Origin of the sequence: Candidatus Litorirhabdus singularis, assembly GCF_026262625.1 — a bacterium.
Classification (GTDB): domain Bacteria; phylum Pseudomonadota; class Gammaproteobacteria; order Pseudomonadales; family Halieaceae; genus Litorirhabdus; species Litorirhabdus singularis.
This window is the reverse complement of sequence record NZ_SHNN01000002.1, coordinates 1,111,629-1,127,514: the sequence shown is the minus strand read 5'-3', so window position 1 is coordinate 1,127,514 and position 15,886 is coordinate 1,111,629. Positions and strand designations below refer to the sequence as shown.

Annotated in this window: 16 protein-coding genes; 3 read left to right on the top strand and 13 right to left on the bottom strand. The window is 54.7% G+C overall.

The genetic code is table 11. The features are described 5' to 3' along the window. Entirely contained in the window at nt 1–876 is an 876-nt protein-coding gene (locus EYC98_RS13545) for an HTD2 family dehydratase (RefSeq protein WP_279245872.1), read from the top strand. 42 nt (nt 877–918) lie between these two features. Here EYC98_RS13545 and EYC98_RS13540 read toward each other — a convergent pair whose 3' ends face one another. The 12 genes from EYC98_RS13540 to hemN are packed head-to-tail and all read right to left on the bottom strand — an operon-like array spanning nt 919 to nt 12,137. Beyond that, nucleotides 919–1,671, bottom strand: a complete 753-nt coding sequence (locus EYC98_RS13540; RefSeq protein WP_279245871.1) for a sulfite exporter TauE/SafE family protein — start codon at nt 1,669–1,671, stop codon at nt 919–921. Further along, on the bottom strand, nt 1,655–1,843 hold the full coding sequence (gene ccoS, locus EYC98_RS13535; RefSeq protein ID WP_279245870.1) for a cbb3-type cytochrome oxidase assembly protein CcoS: 189 nt from the start codon (nt 1,841–1,843) through the stop codon (nt 1,655–1,657). Before ccoS ends, EYC98_RS13540 begins: the two co-directional genes overlap by 17 nt. A 26-nt stretch (nt 1,844–1,869) precedes the next feature. Continuing rightward, on the bottom strand, nt 1,870–4,260 hold the full coding sequence (locus EYC98_RS13530; RefSeq protein WP_279245869.1) for a heavy metal translocating P-type ATPase: 2,391 nt from the start codon (nt 4,258–4,260) through the stop codon (nt 1,870–1,872). Between the two features lie 6 nt (nt 4,261–4,266). Continuing rightward, nucleotides 4,267–4,722 (bottom strand): FixH family protein, encoded by a 456-nt coding sequence (locus tag EYC98_RS13525; protein ID WP_279245868.1) that lies wholly within the window; start codon nt 4,720–4,722, stop codon nt 4,267–4,269. After that, nucleotides 4,722–6,137, bottom strand: a complete 1,416-nt coding sequence (gene ccoG, locus EYC98_RS13520; protein WP_279245867.1) for a cytochrome c oxidase accessory protein CcoG — start codon at nt 6,135–6,137, stop codon at nt 4,722–4,724. The genes EYC98_RS13525 and ccoG overlap by 1 nt, the downstream gene beginning before the upstream one ends. A 10-nt stretch (nt 6,138–6,147) precedes the next feature. Further along, nucleotides 6,148–7,038, bottom strand: a complete 891-nt coding sequence (gene ccoP, locus EYC98_RS13515) for a cytochrome-c oxidase, cbb3-type subunit III (protein WP_320415556.1) — start codon at nt 7,036–7,038, stop codon at nt 6,148–6,150. Continuing rightward, entirely contained in the window at nt 7,035–7,211 is a 177-nt protein-coding gene (locus tag EYC98_RS13510; protein WP_279245866.1) for a CcoQ/FixQ family Cbb3-type cytochrome c oxidase assembly chaperone, read from the bottom strand. The genes ccoP and EYC98_RS13510 overlap by 4 nt, the downstream gene beginning before the upstream one ends. A gap of 2 nt (nt 7,212–7,213) precedes the next feature. Then, a complete protein-coding gene (ccoO, locus tag EYC98_RS13505) occupies nt 7,214–7,822 on the bottom strand; it encodes a cytochrome-c oxidase, cbb3-type subunit II (RefSeq protein WP_279245865.1) in 609 nt (202 codons plus the stop codon). Between the two features lie 11 nt (nt 7,823–7,833). Beyond that, entirely contained in the window at nt 7,834–9,267 is a 1,434-nt protein-coding gene (gene ccoN, locus EYC98_RS13500; protein WP_279245864.1) for a cytochrome-c oxidase, cbb3-type subunit I, read from the bottom strand. A 19-nt stretch (nt 9,268–9,286) separates the two neighbouring features. Then, nucleotides 9,287–9,886, bottom strand: coding sequence for a Yip1 family protein (locus EYC98_RS13495; protein WP_279245863.1), 600 nt, complete (start codon nt 9,884–9,886; stop codon nt 9,287–9,289). 48 nt (nt 9,887–9,934) lie between these two features. Then, complete coding sequence (gene fnr, locus EYC98_RS13490) at nt 9,935–10,696, bottom strand: fumarate/nitrate reduction transcriptional regulator Fnr (protein ID WP_279245862.1); 762 nt, start codon at nt 10,694–10,696, stop codon at nt 9,935–9,937. A 37-nt stretch (nt 10,697–10,733) separates the two neighbouring features. Beyond that, nucleotides 10,734–12,137, bottom strand: a complete 1,404-nt coding sequence (gene hemN / locus EYC98_RS13485) for an oxygen-independent coproporphyrinogen III oxidase (protein ID WP_279245861.1) — start codon at nt 12,135–12,137, stop codon at nt 10,734–10,736. A gap of 323 nt (nt 12,138–12,460) precedes the next feature. Between hemN and EYC98_RS13480 the strand changes: the two genes are divergently transcribed. Beyond that, entirely contained in the window at nt 12,461–13,360 is a 900-nt protein-coding gene (locus EYC98_RS13480; protein ID WP_279245860.1) for a VOC family protein, read from the top strand. A 13-nt stretch (nt 13,361–13,373) separates the two neighbouring features. Here the strand turns inward: EYC98_RS13480 and EYC98_RS13475 are convergent, their stop codons facing one another. After that, complete coding sequence (locus EYC98_RS13475) at nt 13,374–14,534, bottom strand: helix-turn-helix transcriptional regulator (RefSeq protein ID WP_279245859.1); 1,161 nt, start codon at nt 14,532–14,534, stop codon at nt 13,374–13,376. Between the two features lie 118 nt (nt 14,535–14,652). On the opposite strand from EYC98_RS13475, the gene EYC98_RS13470 reads away from it, so the two are divergent. Then, on the top strand, nt 14,653–15,879 hold the full coding sequence (locus EYC98_RS13470; protein WP_279245858.1) for an acyl-CoA dehydrogenase family protein: 1,227 nt from the start codon (nt 14,653–14,655) through the stop codon (nt 15,877–15,879). Nucleotides 15,880–15,886: the final 7 nt, after the last annotated feature.

Below are 15,886 nucleotides of genomic sequence, written 5' to 3'. Positions count from 1 at the left end.
GTGACAGAAGTGGCAGATTTACAGCAGTGGGTGGGGCGCGAGCGCCGCACAGACGCAGTACTGGACCCGTGGCCGGTGCAGGCCATGACTGCACTACTTGATTTACCCCTGATTGCGCCTGAACCAGGGCGTGAGCCGGTGTCTGAGACAGTGCTGCCAGGTTTGTGGCACTGGCTCTACTTTCTTGAGACTGCGCCCAGCAGTCGTATTGGTCCTGACGGTCATCCTCTTAAAGGGGGGTTTTTGCCCCCGGTGCCGCACCCCAGACGTATGTTCGCCGGTGGTCGCACTCTTTATCATCGCAGCCTGCGGATCGGCGTTCCTACGCAGTTGCTGGAAACGGTTAAAGAGATCAAAGAAAAACCCAACTCGCGTGGTGGTTTGTTCATTGTTACGGTGAGTTTTCATTACTCCCAAGACGGTGAGCTGTGTGTGGAAGAGGAGCGGGATTTTATCTATCTACCTGCAGTGACGGCACCGGCATCCAGTACCCTTGTTAACAAACAGCTGGCACCTCTGGAAGCGGCTGACTGGAATCTGGATGTGGAGAGCGATCCGGTGCTACTGATGCGCTTTTCTGCGCTAACGTTTAACAGTCACCGTATTCATTATGACCTTGAGTATGCCCGGCAGCAGGAGGCTTATCCTGATCTGGTAGTGCATGGCCCACTGTCCGCGATGTTATTGTCAGAACTGGTGCGCAGGAATGATTCACGGGAGGTTGGACACTTCAGCTTTCGCGCTTTGAGCCCGTTATTTTCTGGCCAGACCCTGCGCTTGCGTGGAGGGCCGGTAGCAGCAGATGGTGCTAGCCTGACAGTTTTTGACCCTGCTGGTGCGGCCGCGCTGACGGCTCAGGTTACGTTTGCTGATTGAACCTTAAGTATCGTCCCCGGCTTTGAACTGACAACCGCTCCGTTAACCGTGCTGATGCATATCATGGTCTGGTGCCACTGTTTCAGGCTGTGTTCCGCTACCGTGATCGCCATGTCCGCCATGCTGCATACTGGCGGGGCCAAGTATGGTCCACAGTCCCATCAGCATCAGCATAATGGCAGCACCGCGCCGCAAGTGTCTTGATTGCAAAACCTGCATGAGCTGCTTGCCAGCGGTGCTGCTTAAATACATCGAGGGTAGGGTACCTAATCCAAAGCACGCCATTAGCAGCGCTGCTTGCAGTGGTTCACCGCCGCTGGCGCTGGCGCTCCAAACCAGCGCTGTGTATATGAGCCCACAGGGCAGCAGGCCCCAGCACAAGCCGATACCAATGGCCTGGGGTGCACTGGTCACTGGCAGCATACGCTGGGTCAGCGGTTGTACCTGACGCCACAGTAACTGCCCGATATTTTCCAGCGCCACCAGACCGCGCCACCAGTTACCGATATAGAAACCCATGCTGATAAGCAACAGGCCGGCCAGTATCCTCAGCACGCTGAAGCCGCCGGTGGCCGCTATGAACAAGCTGGGAATGATGCTGATGGTTAGCGCTAGCAGGCTATAGCTGGCTATGCGACCCAGTTGGAACAGCAGCAACAGGAACCAGCGACTTTTACCGCCCGTGCCCATGCCCAGCGCCGCGCCGATACCTCCACACATAACCAGACAATGACTGCTTCCCAACAGACCCAGCACCAGCGCCGCGGCGGGCTGCCAGTCAGCGTCCGGAGTCATCGTCTTGGGTGGAGCTTTTTGGAGCTCCGGTGGGAGCATCGTCCATCAGAATACGTGAGGCTTCTTTGTCGAGGTCATCGTATTGCCCGGCGTCTATAGCCCACAGCAACAAACGGATGGCGATAAAACAAAATACCAGCGCGATGGGGATGAGTAAAAACAGGCTGTCCATAGTTTGCCTCTTCGCGTGCAGCGCGGTTACTTCAGTCGCAAGCTATTGGTCACTACCAGCAGCGAGCTCAATGACATACCGATGGCAGCTGCCCAGGGTGGCACCATGCCTGCCGCTGCTAGTGGTATCAGGCTGGCATTATACGCCAGCGCCCAAGCTATATTCTGATAAATAATGTGGAAGCATCGTTTGGAATAGATAAAGCCATCGAGTAGCGGTTGCAGGCGATTGTTAATGACGATTGCGTCCGCTCTGGCCTTGGCCAGGTCGGTAGCACCACTAACGGCGATAGAAACGTCAGCCGCAGCCAGCACAGGGGCGTCATTGAGACCGTCGCCGACCATGAGCACGCGGTGGCCGGCAGCCTGTTTCTGACGCAGATATTCGAGTTTCTGTGCTGCGCTCTGGCCACTGTGACAGTCATCCATAGACAGTTTCGCGGCGAGTTCGCTACCAGCGCTGGAGCTATCACCTGTCAACAATTCCACGCGCAAGCCGAGTCGCTTAAGTTCGGCAACAATGCTTGCCGCTTCCGGTCGCACCTGGTCTCTTAGTCGGAACCAAGCCAGCGTTGCGGTAGCTGAACACAGAACAATCCAGTAACCCTCTGTTGCCGGGTGTTGCAGTAACCCCGGGTTAAGCTCGCGGGCGTACTCAGCGCTGCCAATACGGTAGTGCTGACCCTGCCAGCTGGCACTGACACCGCGTCCTGGCGTGTTGACGGGTTGCACTAGCTGCACCGAGCCGCTGTCACCAAAGGCGCGCGCGGCCGGGTGATTGCTGTACTGTTCAAGCGCAGCGGCCAATTGCTGGCACAATTGTTCATCAGTATTTGCAAAAGTGTGGGTAGAAGCCAGGGTGAGATCACCGCGCGTCAGCGTGCCTGTTTTATCAAATAGAACCGTATCGATGCCGCGCAGCTTTTCCAACACAGACTCCTTACATAACAGCAGCCCGCGGCGCTTCAGGGCAGTGCTGGCGCGTGCGAGAGCGGCCGGTGTTGCCAATGCCAACGCGCAGGGGCAACTGACTACCAGCACTGACAGAGTCACCCACAGCGCGCGCTGCGGATCCTGCTGCCACCAATACCATGCCACCGCCCCCGCAATAAACAGTATCGCCGCAACAAAGTAGCTGGCTATGTGATCAGCCAACAGGGCGATGGGTGGTTTGTGCTGCTGGGCTACATCAGACAGTGCCAGCGTCTGCGCAATGCGCGTGGCATCACCTGCCGCCAGTACCTCCAGCTGCGGATTACCCTCAAGCAGAACCGTTCCGGCGCTGACGGTATCTCCTGGGCACACTGCACGAGGTTGATGCTCGCCAGTGAGTGCTGCTTCATCAACGCTGGCAGTGCCAACGAGCAACCGGCCGTCGGCAGGAACCTGAGTCCCGGCGTTCAATAATAGAGTATCGCCGGTGTTGAGTGCGTGGCAGGGTACCTGTTGCCAGTCGCCGTCCACGGCCTTGCGCGCAGTCGTGGGCAATAAAGATTGCAGATCAATTTGGCGCAACAGTTCCTGCTGCCGTGTACGCCGTTCTACGAAGCGTCCAAGCAGCAAGAAAAAGGTAAACATCGATACGGAGTCAAAGTACACCTGACCGCTGTTGGTAAATGTGGCGTAGGCGCTGGCGGTCCAAGCGAGGCCAATGGCCAGCGCCACTGGCGTATCCATCACCAGATGCTTCTGCCGTAAGTTGATCCAGGCGTTGCGAAAAAATGAGCGCGCGGAATACACCACAACCACACTGGAAACAATCAGGCTCACCCAGCGCAGCAGGCTGCGATATTCGTCAGCGATACCCTGAATTTCTCCCGCGTGCAAAGCTATAGCAAACATCCCCACTTGCATCATGCCAAGCCCCGCCACGGCCAACTGCCTGAGCGACTGCCGCTGTTCGGTGGCAATCAACTCGGCGCCCAGTGACAGTTTCCATGGATAAGGCTGGTAGCCCAGCGTGGCGATGCTATGAAAAATGCGGCTCAGTTTTAACTCAGACTCCTGCCACTGTACACGCAGACTGTGCTGCGCCAGATTGAGTTCTGCACTGACAACACCTGGCAGATTGCGCAAAGAGTTTTCGATTAGCCAGGTGCAGGCCGCGCAACTGATCCCCGCAATAAGCAAGCGAGCTTCGTGGATGTCCGGGGACACCATGCTGACAAAGCCGGAGTGATTCTCAGGTTCATCAAACAGTGTATAGGCGTCTGATATCGGCGTATCGACTTCTGGCCTGGGGGCAAAGTCGGTGCGTAAGGTGTAGAACGACTCGAGACCACTGGCCGCGATCATACCTGCTACGGCACGGCAGCCGGGGCAGCACATGGGTTGTTCGATGCCATCAATAAGCGCAGTAAGCGTGTAGTCGCGGGGAACGGCTTCACCACAATGGAAGCAGGTTGTAGGTGGCGACATAATTGCCTAGCGGATGAGCTCGCCCTGCAACTGCCATTCCTGTGCAGTATTGGCAAGCGGCTTGATACGCCAGTGCCAGCGAGGCTGTGATGGCAATTGGATTGGAACCTGGTACAGCCTGTCGCCGACTTTTGGAACGCGCAGCGTCTGGTCCAGATCTGCATCTAATGGATGTGACAGTAGCACCGACAGTGCCGCAGGTTTTGCGTCACCACTCATTACGATTGTTAGCATGGCGTCCGCGACCGTCAGTTCGGCGCGCATATTTAGCCGCGCAGCTGCAGCCTCATGGTCGAGGCGACGGTTGATGGCGAGGCCTTCCTTATAGTACTCGTCGACCACCAGCGAGTCGGCATCGTTAGCGGCTATCCACCATGTCGATAGACCGGCTACGACGACTATGGCAGGCAGGCCAAAGATGACCCAGGTCCAGATATAGCGATACCACGGCAGCTCGTCCATCAATTACTCACCGGCGTGAGGAACCGAGTTTCTGAGGTGGCCTCCCATTTGGCACCATCTAATGCCGTGATCACGAAATTAAACTCGGTGCTGGGGCGGCTGAACTGGGCGCGGTCGGCGGCAACACGAAGTGGTAGCGTGCGCACTTCGCTGGCGTCAACAGTGACCTGTGGGTTCCCGATAATACGAGCATTTTCCAATCCCTCAATGCGTATCTGGTAGCGATGCGGTTGTTGGTCCATATTGACAATTTGTAGGAGATAGACGTTTTCCAACCCACCATCGGGGCTTTCAACGTAAAGCTGGTCACGATCCCTGATAATCGTTAGCTCCAGCGGCACGCGAGTTAGGACATGCCAGGAAAACACGCTGCACATGACAACCACAGCCAGACAATAGCCTATCACGCGTGGTCGTAGCCAGTGAGTTTTACCGCCTTCCAGTTCGCGCTCGCTGGTGTAACGGATCAGCCCGGGTTCATAACCCATTTTGTCCATAACCGAGTCGCAGGCGTCGACGCACAGGGCGCAGCCAATACACTCGTATTGTAAGCCATCGCGAATGTCGATGCCGGTGGGGCAGACCTGTACGCACAGTTGGCAACTGATGCAATCTCCGAGGCCAAGACTGGCCGGGTCGGCGTCGCGCTTGCGCGCGCCGCGTGTCTCACCGCGACGTTCATCATAAGACACGATGAGCGTATCGTGATCGAACATAACTGATTGAAAGCGCGCATAGGGGCACATGTACATGCATACCTGTTCACGCAGCCAGCCTGCATTAATGTAGGTGGCGAGCGTGAAGAAGACAGTCCAGGCGGTGGCCATCATGCCCGCCTGCAGCGTAATCAGGTCAACGATGAGCTCACGAATCGGATAAAAATAGCTTATGAATGTCAGCCCGGTAAAAAATGCGAAGCCCATCCACATACCGTGTTTAGCGAGTTTACGGGAGAGCTTGGTGATTGAAAACGGTTCCTCATCGAGCTTGCGCCGCTGATTCATGCTGCCTTCTGCTTTTTGCTCCATCCACATGAAAATGCTGGTCCAGACGGTTTGCGGGCAGGTGTAGCCACACCAGATGCGTCCTGCAATCGTGGTTACCGTAAACAGCGCAAAGGCGGCGATAATCATCAGCCAGGCGAGCAGTGGGAAGTCCTGTGGCCAAAAAGTCATAAAGAAGATATGAAACTGACGTGCAGGTAGATCAAACAGTACCGCAGGACGGTCGCCCCAGCTTAGCCAAGGCACCAAAAAATAGGCGATGAGCAACGGCCAGCCGGTAAACAGCCTGATACGCTGAAAAAAGCCTTCAATTTTTCGGGTGTAGATCTTTTCTCGTTTCTGGTAAAGATCAAGCTCGGCGACTTCTGCCGGTGCGAGTTCCTCGACCGGGATCAGATCAACTTCAGACATCGGGTCCCCGTTAGTCAGTACTGCGACTCAGACTATATACGTAGGCTGAAATTATGTGGATTTTGTCTTCACTGATTAAGTCTGCGAAGGCGGGCATTTCACCGTTGCGGCCGGCTCGTATTGAATGCGATACCTGCATGCTATCGCCACCGTAGAGCCAAATGCCATTGGCCAGATTGGGCGCGCCAAACAGAGGGTTTCCCTCGCCGCTGGGCATGTGGCAGGCAACGCAGAACATGTCGTACTGGGTCTTGCCAGCCGCTGCATGCTCGGCATCAACGTTGCGACCGCTCAAGCTCAGCGTGTAGGCGGTGACGTTGCGAACACCTTCATCACCCAAGACATCACCCCAAGCTGGCATAGCGGCTTTACGCCCGTGCACCAGAGTGGCGACGATCGCGTCAGGTTCGCCGCCATAGAGCCAGTCGTTGTCCGTCAGGTTGGGAAAACCATAGCTGCCCTTGCCGTCAGCGCCGTGGCAGCTGGCGCAGTTATTGGCAAACATACGTTGTCCCATTTTCATGGCGGCGGGCACTGCGGCGACTTCTTCAATAGGCATCGCCAGATAGGCAAAGCGTTCACCGCTGAAACGCTCATCAGCAGCGGCAACTTCTTTCTCCCACTGACCAATTTGGGTCCAGCCCAATAGACCTTTGAAGTTACCCATCCCCGGGTAGGCGATCAGATATCCCACGCCAAATATGATGGTGAAGAGGAACATAAGAAACCACCAATAGGGCAGGGGGTTATCATATTCCTCAATGCCGTCTGCAGCGTGGCCAGTGGTGCGGTCCGTCTCTTGCTCGCCCGCGGTGCGATTGGCCAACAGGATCCATAGTATTCCCGCCAAACTCACTACAGTCAGGACTATAATCCACGCACTCCAGAAACTACTCATCATGAATCTTCTCCAACTTTATCTTTTGACTCGACGGGCTCATCATCTACAAACGGTAGATTGGCCGCCTCATCGAAATCCTTTTTACGCCGATCGCTATACGCCCAGAAAACCAGGGCGATGAAAACCACTAACAAAAACAGCGTACTCAGCCCGCGCAGCGTATTGATATCCATGATCAGCGCTTGGCCTTGATCAGTAGGCCCAGTTGCTGCAGATAAGCGACCACTGCATCAATTTCTTTCTTGCCGCTTACGGCCGCTTCTGCGCCGGCTATATCTTCGTCGGTGTAGGGAACGCCCACCATTCTCAAGCCGGCCATTTTGCGTCCGGTTTTGGTGCCGTCGATCTCATTGTCGAAGAGCCAGGGAAAGGAGGGCATGTTCGATTCAGGTACTACGTCCCGAGGGTTATACAGATGAGCCCGGTGCCAGTCATCGCTATAGCGCGCGCCAACGCGGGCCAGGTCAGGGCCGGTCCGCTTGGAGCCCCACAGAAAAGGGTGTTCGTAGACATGCTCGCCGGCAACGCTGTAGTGTCCATAACGCTCTGTCTCTGCACGTAGGGGACGAATCATCTGCGAATGACAGACTGTGCAGCCCTCACGAATATAGATATCGCGGCCCTCCAATTGCAGCGCGGTATGCGGTTTGAGGCCCGCAATCGGCTCATTGGTCTGCTTATCAAAAAACAGGGGTACCAGCTCTACTAAGGCTCCGAAGCTGATAGCGACCACAATCAGGATCATCATCAGGCCGACATTTTTCTCTACCACATCATGTTTCATATTCGGCTCCTTCAGGCTGCACTGGGGACTGGTTGCGACCGGTCCTGAGGTTGGCGGGCGGTCATCCAGAGGTTATAAGCCATGACAAGCATGCCGGCGAAGAAGATAAGGCCACCAATCAGACGCACCAGATAACCAGAGTAGCTCGCCTCAACCGATTCAACGAAACTGTAAGTGAGAGTGCCGTCCTGGTTGTAAGCGCGCCACATCAGCCCCTGGAGAATACCGTTCACCCACATTGAGGCGATGTACAGCACCGTGCCTATGGTCGACATCCAGAAGTGCACGTTAATCAAAGGAATACTGTACATTTGCTGCTTGGCAAACAATATCGGCAGTAGATGATAGAGGGCTCCAATAGACACCATGGCGACCCAACCCAAGGCACCGGAATGGACGTGACCAATGGTCCAGTCGGTGTAGTGGGAAAGCGCGTTGACGGTCTTGATGGACATCATCGGGCCTTCAAAGGTAGACATCCCATAAAAGGATAGGGACACCACCAGAAAGCGCAGAATGGGGTCGGTGCGCAGTTTGTCCCAGGCACCAGACAGGGTCATCATGCCGTTGATCATGCCACCCCAGCTCGGTGCCAGCAGGATAAGCGACATAATCATACCCAGGCTTTGGGCCCAGTCTGGCAGCGCTGTGTAATGCAGGTGGTGTGGTCCCGCCCAAATATAGACGGCTATCAGTGCCCAGAAGTGCACGATAGACAGACGGTATGAGTAGACCGGACGCCCAGCCTGCTTGGGTACAAAGTAATACATAATGCCTAGAAAGCCGGCTGTCAGGAAGAAGCCTACCGCGTTGTGCCCGTACCACCACTGCACCATGGCATCGACGGTGCCGGCGTAAATAGAGTAGGACTTGAACATTCCCACCGGTACCGCAAGGCTGTTAATAATGTGCAGCACGGCAACGGTAATGATGAAGGCGCCAAAGAACCAGTTCGCTACGTAGATGTGCGAAGTCTTGCGCTTCATGATCGTGCCGAAGAAAAGGATGGCATACATTACCCAGACCACGGTGATCAGGATATCAATCGGCCACTCTAGCTCAGCATATTCTTTAGAAGTAGTCAGGCCCATCGGCAGTGTTATCACTGCCGCTACAATTACCAGCTGCCAGCCCCAGAACACGAATGCAGCAAGTTTGTCTGAAATCAACCGGGCCTGACAGGTGCGCTGAACCACAAATAGTGAGGTGGAAAACAGGGCGCAACCGCCAAAAGCGAAAATAACCGCGTTGGTGTGCAAGGGGCGTAAACGGCCAAAACTGAGCCAGGGAGTGTCAAAGTTGAGTACCGGCCAAACCAGCTGCGCCGCCAGCAGTACACCCACCAGCATACCCACGATACCCCAGACCACGGTCATTACCGCAAATTGGCGCACGACCTTGTAGTTGTACTGGGGATGTTCCAGTGCAGAATTCAGTTCGCTCATAGCGTTTTCCATCGACCTTCTAATCTGTGAATGCGGGGGCGGCGCCAAAATCCCAGAGGATTACCGAGCCCACCATGATGCAAGTAACCATAACCAGGCAAATAGCGATGACTGCGCTGGAGAAGAGAAAACCACGCTCTTCAGGAATATCCATGACGATGGGTATGCCCAGATACAACAGGTATACAGACCAGCAGACCGCGATCACGCCAACAATCATATCGAGCCACAGAATGGGGTAAAACCCGCTGGCCCCGGCAATAAACAATGGGGTCGCAGTTAAGCCGACGATAGCGATGCCCTTGGCGATACTAGAGTCAGCCCCATAGGTTCGTGACATCCAGTGTACAAAGTAACCGATACCCACAACCGCGCCGACCATGGCAAAGTAGAACAAAATAATAATGGTCCGGGCGCTGTCGGCGGTGAGTTTGATAGCGTCACCATCGCCTACCGTCCAGCCGATATTCGTGGTGCCGTAAAACCAGGCCACCGCTGGGAGTAATGCCATGATGCACGGATATAGAACGAGTTTGTTGACACTGTTCTCGGGCAGCCGAGCAATGTCCTGCCACTCACTGGCAGGTCTAAATAGTACGCCAATCGCATGATTAATCATGTTCTCTGGCTCCCCCGATTATTGGCTGATTTTTTGATTTTTGTGTTCTTACTCTGTCTCGATAATCACGTTGGCAACATCCTGCAGCGCCTTTAAATCGAGAATTTCGATTTCCTTGTTGCTGACTTGCAGCACTTCCAGCTTTTGCAGACGGCTGAAAACCCGGCTTACGGTTTCAACCGTCAGACCCAGGTAGTTGCCAATATCGATACGGGACATGGGCAACCTGAAGTTGGTCGCACTCAGTTTGCGGCGGGCATTGCGCGAGGAGATGCTAAGCATCAATGCGGCAATGCGCTCTTCCGCAGTGTTCTTGCTTAGTAGGGTAATCAGCTGCTGGTCCTCGGTAATCTCACGACTCATCAACTGGAAGAAGTGGCGCTGTAGAGTTGGCATTTTTACACTGAGGTCACTCAGTGAGTTAAACGGAATCTCGCATACGGCAGCAGTTTCTAGTGCTTTGGCGGAACAGGCGTGAGAATTCTTGGCGATGCCGTCCATTCCCATGACTTCACCAGGGAAGTAAAACCCGGTGACCTGCTCACGACCGTCGTCGGTGGTTCGATAGGCTTTGAAAGATCCCGAGCGCACTGCAAATACGGATTTGAAATCGTCGCTTTCGCGGTACAAATGATCGCCCTTCTGTAGCGGTCTGCCACGCTGAATAATCTCGTCCAGTTGATCTATCGCATCAGCCTCTAGTGCCAGAGGTAGGCAAATAGTGCCAAGTCGGCAGTTGCTGCAACTAACTTGATAGTCGTGTGTGCAGCGTCTCGGCGCAGTGGTGGTGTCTCGCAGTGGAATAGTCATAGTAGTGATCCCGCAGGTTTTCTCTCAGTATATGCTTTTACACTGCGGCCGAATAGCGCAGGGTTTGCTGGATCTGGTGAGGTTCTAGCAGGTATTGGTCAAAAACCATGCAGATTATGCGAAGAAACGGCCGTCCGGTTTCCGTCACCGTTATCTCATCTTCACTCAATTCGACTAAACCGTCTTGCTGCATACCTTCAAGTTGTTCCAGTTCTGCAATGAAGTGGCTGGCAAAATCGAGATTGAACTGACTCTCTAGTGCTGGAAGGTCAAGCTTCAGGTTGCATATCAGTCCCATAATAATGTGGCGTCGATAGCGGTCTTCCTTGGTTAACGTGCAGCCGCGCTTGAGCGGCGAAAGCCCCGCTTCAATGCGCTGGTAATAGGCGTCCAGATCTTGTTCATTCTGGAAATAACTGTCCCCCACCTGGCTGATTGCGGACGCCCCCAGGGCGACCAGATCCTGGGCCATCTGAATCGAGTATCCCTGAAAATTTCGTTGCAGGCGTCCGCGCTGTTGAGCCAGGGCCAGATCATCTTCTGGCTTCACATAGTGATCCAGACCAATGTGCACATAGCCGCCTGCTTTAAGTCTTTTTGCCAGCAACATCTGCATCGCTAACTTGGCGCTGCTGTCTGGTAGTTGGTGGCGGTCGATGGCTCGCTGTGAGGAAAACCGTTCTGGTAGGTGGGCATAGTTATAGCAGGCTATTCGATCCGGCTGCAGCTCCAGTACCCTGTCGATGGTACTGTTGATACTGTAGCTGTCCTGATGCGGCAGTCCATAGATAAGATCGAAGCTTAATGACCCGAAGCCGAGATGGCGGATGTCCTCGACCAGTTTGCGTACCTTGGCGTAAGGTTGAATACGGTTAATAGCTTTTTGAACCAGCGGATCAAAGTCCTGCACGCCTAGAGAAATACGATTAAAGCCAAGGCCTTTGAGCAAAGCCATGGTGGCACTATCTACAGTACGAGGATCGATTTCGATAGAGTATTCGCGTTGCGGTGAGCCGCTCAGCTTAAAATGGCTGGCAAGCTCGTGCATCAGTTCGGTAATTTCCGCGTGATCGAGAAATGTGGGTGTGCCGCCTCCCCAGTGCAGCTGGGTAACCGGTCGCTGCCCATACAGCTCAGATTGCATGCTGATTTCACGCTGCAGGGCATCCAAATAGCGGCGACCGGCACCTTTTTCTCGGGTGACTACTTTGTTGCAGGCACAGTAATAGCAGATGTCACGGCAGAAAGGGACATGCACGTAGAGTGAAAGGGGTTGAATGCTGCGGGGCAGTGCCCGCCTGCCGGCAATAAAGTCGGCAACTGGAAAGTCGGAGCTGAAGTTTGGCACAGTCGGGTACGAAGTGTAGCGTGGCCCCGCGCCTGAATACTTTTCCGCCAACCGCTCAGATGCGCAGTCGCGGGTGTGCAGAGAAGACTCCATGATTACTTGCGCTGTCCTTGTTGTGACGGTCGAAATAGTTGTGACTGACGCGATAATAGCAACAACCGGCGGCTCACTGGGGTGTTGACCTTGGTGAATAGGGTTGGTCTTGATGCAGGTCAAGTAACGGCGGTGCAAGGCATCGGTATTATCCTTGTGGTCGAGTCACGGCAGGCAACAACGCGTGATTTCCGCGATCGTGTTGCATACGGTATGTATCCCTATACCGTATGCAAGCTGCGTCGGACATCGGTTGACGCACATGCCCATGACCACCAAAATGACGTCTAGCATTGCTTAACCGATAACAGGAGAGCCACCGCATGAACGTGCGTAGTCTGGGATATGTAGTTATAGAATCGACCGAGCCGCAAAAGTGGCTGGATTACGGCACACAGGTGTTGGGGCTGATGGTGGCGCCGGGTATGCCGGACGACGCTGTTTACTTGAAAATGGATGAAAGACCTTTCCGTTTTGCTGTAGTGCAAGGCGCGTCAGATCGGCTGCAGATTTGTGGCTGGGAACTGCAGGACGAGGCCGACTTTCAAACCGCACGGGTCCAGCTAGAGGCTGCAGGCGTTGACTACATAGCGGGTACTGAGGCTGAGTGTCAGGCGCGACGAGTACGCGAGCTTTTGCGTTTGCAGGACCCAGCTGGCAACACGCTGGAGCTTTATCACGGGGCTGACCTAGATTACCTGAAGTTTGTCTCGCCGGTGGGTATTCCCAGCTTTGAAACTGGCTTCAATGGTGACATGGGGTTTGGCCACACGGTGCTGCCGGCGCCTAATCTGGATGAAACACACGCGTTTTATCGCGATGTATTAGGTTTTGGCGACTCCGATTCTATGCATTTCAAATTCAGCGACGATCCGGCCGATCCGGGCCTGGGACTGAAGTTCATGCATGTGAACAACCCGCGTCACCATAGCTTGGCTCTGTATCAGGGTGAGAGCCCCGTAGGTTGTATCCATCTCATGGTTGAGGTGAAGTCGGTAGACGAGGTGGGTTACTGCCTGGATCGCGTGTTGGCGCGCGATATACCGGTTACCTCGACTCTGGGTCGCCATACGAACGACCGTATGCTGTCTTTCTATATGCTCACGCCCGCGGGTTTCCCGATGGAGTTTGGCTGCGAAGGACTGCAGATAGACTGGGCTAACTTTAAGCCTACTAAATCGGCCTTGCCCAGCATATGGGGGCACAAGTTCGCGGCTCCATAGGGTCCGTGCTGAGCTAACCTAGCGACGCTACGCTCTTTAATACCAGCCTTACCAATTCAGCCTGACGGGTTGCACCCGTCTTGGCGAAGATGGACTTAAGTTGCGCGCGAGTGGTGTGCTGAGACACGCTTTGTTGCTCTGCAACTTCCGCCAGGCTTAGGCCACGCGCCAGTTTGATAGCAAGATTGGCTTCCGCAGGGGTCAATTGGAACAATTCAGTCAGCATCTGCGTCGATGCGTTTTCCTGATGATGCGGATCGCTAATGAAGATGGCGACGCAGGGGCTAGCTTGACCCTTCGCCCACTCCGAAGCAGGTACCGGCCTGATCACGAGGCCTAGATCAGGATGGCCGGAGGGCCGCGCCACCCTTAGTGCGCTAGCCATGCTGGTAGCGTCCGCTAGTTGAGCGCTAATAGTCGCTCCGACTATCTGCTGTAGACGATCGTTTTCACTGCGCGCACCCAAGCTCAGTCTATCTTCTATAAGCGCCAGGCCATCGTTCTCCGCGAGTAATTCGCGTGCCAGACTATTGGTGTTTAACACGCGGCTTTGTTCATCCAGAATAATCGTGGCTACGGAGAGCTGATTGACGGCGCCGGCGTAAAGATCTCGCTCCAAGGTCGCGTGGTTCAGGCGGGCATGTATTTGCAGTGCGCGTTTGAGATGCGGTAATAATCTGGCACAAAGCGCTTTTTGCGGCTCGGCAAAAGGAGACTCACGCAACTGGCGCGCAATTCGAAGACGCGCCATCAGCCCCTGTGGCTCGGTGGTGTCGGCACCTAGTATATGAAAAACCCCAATGGGCTCAAGATAGTCCCGGTAGTAGGCGCTGCTCAGTAGCTCAGCATCCGGTACCAGCTCTTGTTGCGTTACGACTTTGTCGGGTGGCAAATTGATGAAGGGGTCTATGGCAAAAAACTGCTCGCGGTAGATCATGGCTTCCCAGTCGTTGGGATCGGCGAGTTGCTCTTCTACCGCATCGCCGCCGCGCCTGCAGTTTAATATAACTCCGCGGTCGCCAGCCGCGGGTGGTCGCAGCACTAGTGAGACAGCGTGCGCGTCCATGACCTGGCGCAATCTGGGTAAAAAACTCTCCCAGGGCCGCTGCTCCAGGCAGCCCTGATAGATCAACCCGATCAGCGAATCATATTCCAGATCAATTTTTGTCATCATAGTCAGCGTTTATGCGGAGCATTGCAGGAGTTTAACCTATTTGAGTGATGTAAAGGCAGCAACTGCTGAGCAGAATCTTACGCTCGTATCGGGACTTGAGTCCTCAAGGAGAGCGTCAATGAATACCGCTATAAACAGCCTTTCAGAGTCCGCGCCGATTATTGCTGGCGCCGAGCAATTAGCGGCGAGCTTACTGCAAGCCGCCAGAGACATGGTGCCTACGCTGCGAGAGCGCGCCTCGGAATGTGAGGCGCTGGGTAAATTACCAGAGGCGACAGTGGAGGATTTTCAGCGTGCTGGATTCTTTCGTATTTGTCAGCCTGCGCGTTGGGGCGGCTTTGAGCTCGACCCACAGGTATTTTTCGACGTACAGATGACACTGGCGGAAGGCTGCATGTCCAGCGCCTGGGTGCTTGGCGTAGTGGCAATTCATAACTGGCAGTTGGCACTGTTTGATGACCGGGCCGCAGCCGAGGTTTGGTCCGACGACGATTCGGTACTGATTTCATCGTCCTATATGCCTGTCGGAAAAGTGACTCGAGTAGAGGGTGGCTTTCAGCTCAGCGGTCGCTGGGGATTTTCCAGCGGCAGCAAGCACTGTCAGTGGGCATTTTTGGGCGCGGTGTGTCCGCCTCTGGATTCCAGTGATCCGCCCGATATGCGGACCTTCCTGGTACCGTTGGCAGATTACACGATAGAAGAAAACTGGGATGTTATGGGGCTGCAGGGTACGGGTAGTCACGACATTATAGTGAACGACGCTTTTGTGCCTGAATACAGGACGCACAAGGCGTTGGATGGTTTGAACTGCAGCAGTCCTGGTAATCAGGTCAATGAAGCAGCACTGTTCCAGATCCCATTCGGGCAGATATTTGTGCGTGCGGTTTCATCATCGAGTATCGGTGCGTTGCAGGGAGCTATCGATTGCTATCGCCAGGTGATGGGCGTGCGAGTGGGAATTAACGATGGCAAACGAGCGGCAGAAGATCCGGTTGCTCAGCAAGCCTTGGCTGACGCGGCTATCGTAGTTGATCAGCAGAAATTGGTTCTGCATCGGAACTTTGATCGGATGATGGAAGCTGTTCGTTCAAATCAGCCCCTGACTATGGATGAGCGCGTGAAAATGCGCTACGACTCCGCCGCCGTATCGGATGCCTGTGTCTCCGCGATGGACAATTTGTTGGGTTGCTGTGGTGCTAGTGGCATGTTCTTGAGCCACCCACTGAATCGGTACTTCAGAGATCTGCACTCTGGGCGTGGTCATGTGGCGAATACCCCGGGTAAGTATGGACGTAACCACGGGGCAGTGATGTTAGGACTCGAGAACGGAGACTTCTTTTTATAACCCGTTA

Coding starts and splice junctions, on each gene's coding strand:
- hemN (WP_279245861.1), bottom strand. CDS start 12,137: ATGGAGTCTTCTCTGCACACCCGCGACTGCGCATCTGAGCGGTTGGCG.
- EYC98_RS13525 (WP_279245868.1), bottom strand. CDS start 4,722: ATGGACGAGCTGCCGTGGTATCGCTATATCTGGACCTGGGTCATCTTT.
- EYC98_RS13475 (WP_279245859.1), bottom strand. CDS start 14,534: ATGATGACAAAAATTGATCTGGAATATGATTCGCTGATCGGGTTGATC.
- fnr (WP_279245862.1), bottom strand. CDS start 10,696: ATGACTATTCCACTGCGAGACACCACCACTGCGCCGAGACGCTGCACA.
- EYC98_RS13495 (WP_279245863.1), bottom strand. CDS start 9,886: ATGATTAATCATGCGATTGGCGTACTATTTAGACCTGCCAGTGAGTGG.
- ccoN (WP_279245864.1), bottom strand. CDS start 9,267: ATGAGCGAACTGAATTCTGCACTGGAACATCCCCAGTACAACTACAAG.
- ccoP (WP_320415556.1), bottom strand. CDS start 7,038: ATGATGAGTAGTTTCTGGAGTGCGTGGATTATAGTCCTGACTGTAGTG.
- ccoS (WP_279245870.1), bottom strand. CDS start 1,843: ATGGACAGCCTGTTTTTACTCATCCCCATCGCGCTGGTATTTTGTTTT.
- ccoO (WP_279245865.1), bottom strand. CDS start 7,822: ATGAAACATGATGTGGTAGAGAAAAATGTCGGCCTGATGATGATCCTG.
- EYC98_RS13540 (WP_279245871.1), bottom strand. CDS start 1,671: ATGACTCCGGACGCTGACTGGCAGCCCGCCGCGGCGCTGGTGCTGGGT.
- EYC98_RS13530 (WP_279245869.1), bottom strand. CDS start 4,260: ATGTCGCCACCTACAACCTGCTTCCATTGTGGTGAAGCCGTTCCCCGC.
- ccoG (WP_279245867.1), bottom strand. CDS start 6,137: ATGTCTGAAGTTGATCTGATCCCGGTCGAGGAACTCGCACCGGCAGAA.
- EYC98_RS13470 (WP_279245858.1), top strand. CDS start 14,653: ATGAATACCGCTATAAACAGCCTTTCAGAGTCCGCGCCGATTATTGCT.
- EYC98_RS13510 (WP_279245866.1), bottom strand. CDS start 7,211: ATGGATATCAATACGCTGCGCGGGCTGAGTACGCTGTTTTTGTTAGTG.
- EYC98_RS13480 (WP_279245860.1), top strand. CDS start 12,461: ATGAACGTGCGTAGTCTGGGATATGTAGTTATAGAATCGACCGAGCCG.